The organism is Streptomyces anandii JCM 4720 (assembly GCF_014650655.1).
In the GTDB taxonomy this organism is placed as follows: Bacteria; Actinomycetota; Actinomycetes; order Streptomycetales; family Streptomycetaceae; genus Streptomyces; species Streptomyces anandii.
On the sequence record NZ_BMVJ01000007.1, the window covers coordinates 342,597 to 345,550 of the forward strand.

General features: G+C 74.4%; 3 protein-coding genes. All 3 read right to left on the reverse strand.

Going from position 1 to position 2,954, the window contains the following annotated elements:
* Positions 1 to 1,055 (reverse strand): GlgB N-terminal domain-containing protein (locus IE249_RS15970; protein WP_229858557.1); only part of this gene is annotated, 1,055 nt, incomplete at its 3' end.
* Positions 1,056 to 1,110: 55 nt separating this feature from the next.
* Positions 1,111 to 2,514 carry a maltokinase N-terminal cap-like domain-containing protein gene (locus IE249_RS15975; RefSeq protein WP_189705479.1) on the reverse strand — a complete coding sequence of 468 codons (1,404 nt, stop codon included), beginning with the start codon at positions 2,512 to 2,514 and terminating at the stop codon, positions 1,111 to 1,113.
* A gap of 98 nt (positions 2,515 to 2,612) precedes the next feature.
* The coding region (locus tag IE249_RS15980; RefSeq protein WP_189705480.1) for an alpha-glucosidase C-terminal domain-containing protein at positions 2,613 to 2,954 on the reverse strand (342 nt) is incomplete at its 5' end.

Here is a 2,954-nt window from a genome sequence, read left to right on the forward strand (position 1 = left end):
TCGCCCTCGCCGATCCCGGGCACGAACAGCTCCCACACACCCGTCCCGCCGAGCGAGCGCATCGGATGGCCCGTGCCGTCCCAGAAGTTGAACGTCCCGGCCACCCGCACGCCCCGGGCGTTGGGCGCCCACACCGCGAACCGGGTGCCGCTCACCCCCTGGTGGACCGTCGGATGCGCCCCGAGCGCCTGCCACAGCTGCTCGTGCCGCCCCTCGCCGATCAGATGCAGGTCCAGCTCGCCGAGCGTGGGCAGGAACCCGTAGGCGTCCTCGGTCTCCAGCACCGTCCCCTCGTACGCCACCAGCAGCCGGTACGCCGGTACGTCCGCGAGCGGCAGCGCGCCCGAGAAGAAGCCGTCCCCGTCGTGACGCAGGTCGACGCGCCGGTCCCCGGCCACCACGCTGACGCCGAGCGCGTACGGCCGGAACGCCCGGAAGGCCACCCCGCCGGGCACCCGGTGCGCGCCCAGCACCGAGTGCGGGTCGTGGTGCGTCCCGGCGACCAGCCGGTCGCGGTCCTCCTGGGAGAGCGCGACGGCGGTGGCGGGGATCTCCGGCCGCGCCTCCTGCCCGGCCGCCGTCACCTCGGCGGCCGGCGCGGTCCGGGCCGGCGCCCGCGTGAGAGTGGCCTTCTCGGCGACGGCCTTCTTCGCCACGGCCTTCTTCGCCACGGCTTTCTTCGCCACGGCCTTCTTGGTCACCGTCTTCTTGGTCACCGTCTTCTTGGCCGTGACCTTCTCGGCGGCCGTCTTCTTCGCGGCGGTCTTCGCGGGCGCCTTCTCGGCGGTCTTCTTGGCCGTGGTCTTCTTGGCGGCGGTCTTCCTGGCGGCGGCGGTCTGCTCGGCCGTGGCCTTCTTCGTCGTGGCCTTCTTCGCGGGGGCCTTCTTCGCGGGGGCCGGTTTTTCCGCCGTCTTCTTCGCGGTCTTCGCCGCGGTCTTCTTCACCGCCTTCTTCGCGGGCGCGGCCGGGGGCTGCCCGGTGCCGGTGCGCTCGGGGCCGGCGGCCTCGGCCGGCTGCTTCGGATCCGAACCGCTGGACGGGGTGCGGGGGGTCACGGGCGGAGCCTCCTCGGCGAAGGTCAGGACAGGGCGGGTGGAGTGGGGCGGCGGGTCACGGCGCGTCGTCGGCGGCCAGCCGGCGCACGGCGGACAGCGGCACCGGCAGCCAGTCGGGGCGGTGGCGGGCCTCGTAGAGGACCTCGTAGACGGCCTTGTCGGTCTCGTACGCCCGCAGCAGGACCGGCTCGGTGCGCGGGTCGCGGCCGCCGGCCTCGGCGTACCCGGTGCAGTACGCGGCCCGGCAGGCGGCGGCCCACTCCGCTGCGGGCGGGCCGCCGGCCGAGTGCGCCGCGTAGTCGAAGGAGCGCAGCATCCCGGCGACGTCCCGGACCACGGGCTGCGCCATCCGCCGCTCGGCCAGCGGCTTCGCCGGCTCGCCCTCGAAGTCGATCAGCCACCACTGGCCGGAGGGCGAGCGCAGGCACTGGCCGAGGTGCAGATCGCCGTGGACGCGCTGGGCGGTCCAGGTGTGGCCCTCGCGGGCGAGGTCGGCGAGCGCCTCGAAGGCGGAGTGCAGCCCGGGGGCGTAGGGACGCAGCGCGGGCACGGCCTGCGCGGCCGCCTCCAGGCGCTCGTTCATCCCGGCCACCATGGACTGCAGCTGGTGGTGGCCGAGGGTGACAGTGGGCAGCGCCCGGGCGAGCGCGGTGTGCACCTCGGCGGTGGCGCGGCCCAGCGCCCGCGCCTCGGCGCTGAAGTCCTCGCCCTTGGCGAGCTCGCGCAGCGCCAGCTCCCAGCCGTCGGACGCGCCCTGCAGGAAGGTCTGGAGCACGCCCAGGACGTACGGCTCCTCGGTGCCCGACGGGGGCTCGGCGGTGATCCACGCGGTGGGCGGGGGGACCCGGGGGCAGCCCTCGCGGGCGAGCGCCAGCGGAAGTTCCAGGTCGGGGTTGGTGCCGGGCAGGACCCGGCGCAGCAGCTTGAGGATGAACGTATCGCCATAGACGACCGACGAGTTGGACTGCTCGGCGGTCACCACCCGGGGCACCAGGTCGGGGCGTATCTCCTCGCGCCGCTCGAAGCGGAGCCCGCCGATCCGGGCGCGGGTGCGCAGCGCCTCCAGGATCACCTCGGCGGGGCGGGGGTCGTACAGGGCCTCGTAGACCGTGCGGCCGGCCAGGGGGCCCTCGTGCACATGGCCGATCAGCGCGGGCGCCAGCCGCGGGGGCAGTGCCTCGCGCACGCCTATGAGCAGCTGGTAGCAGTCGCCGGGGTGGGGCACCGTGCCCTGCACGGGCTCGAGCGGCTGGTGGGCGCGCACCAGCAGGTGGTACAGGCCCAGCTTGCCGTCGGCGGGCAGCAGCTCGGTGGCGGCGACCAGCGAGAAGCCCGTGACCGGCCGTCCCTTGCCCGCGAACCAGCGCTGGCGCGGCAGCCACTCGCGCAGCAGCGGGTCCAGTGACGCGAGGAGACCGGGGCTGCCGGTGACGGCGGAGCGGGTGACGGCTTCCGACATGGCTTCCGACATGGCGTCGCGTCCAATCGCTGGTCGGGTGTGACTGACGCGTGCCCACGGGTGGGGCGGGGGAAACCGCCCCCGCCCCACCCCGGGCGTCACAGGGCCGCGTCCGCGCGCAGCCGGAACCAGTAGAAGCCGTGGCCCGCCAGCGTCAGCAGGTACGGCAGCTCACCGACGGCGGGGAAGCGCACCCCGCCGAACAGCTCGACCGGGTGGCGGCCGTGGAACGCGCTCAGGTCCAGCTCGGTGGGCTGGGCGAACCGGGAGAAGTTGTTGACGCACAGGACCAGGTCGTCCTCGTACTCCCGGAGGAAGGCGATGACGGCCGGGTTGGACGACTGCAGCTCCCGGTAGGACCCCAGTCCGAAGGCGGAATTCTGCTTGCGGATCTCGATCATGCGGCGGGTCCAGTGCAGCAGTGACGAGGGCGACGCCAT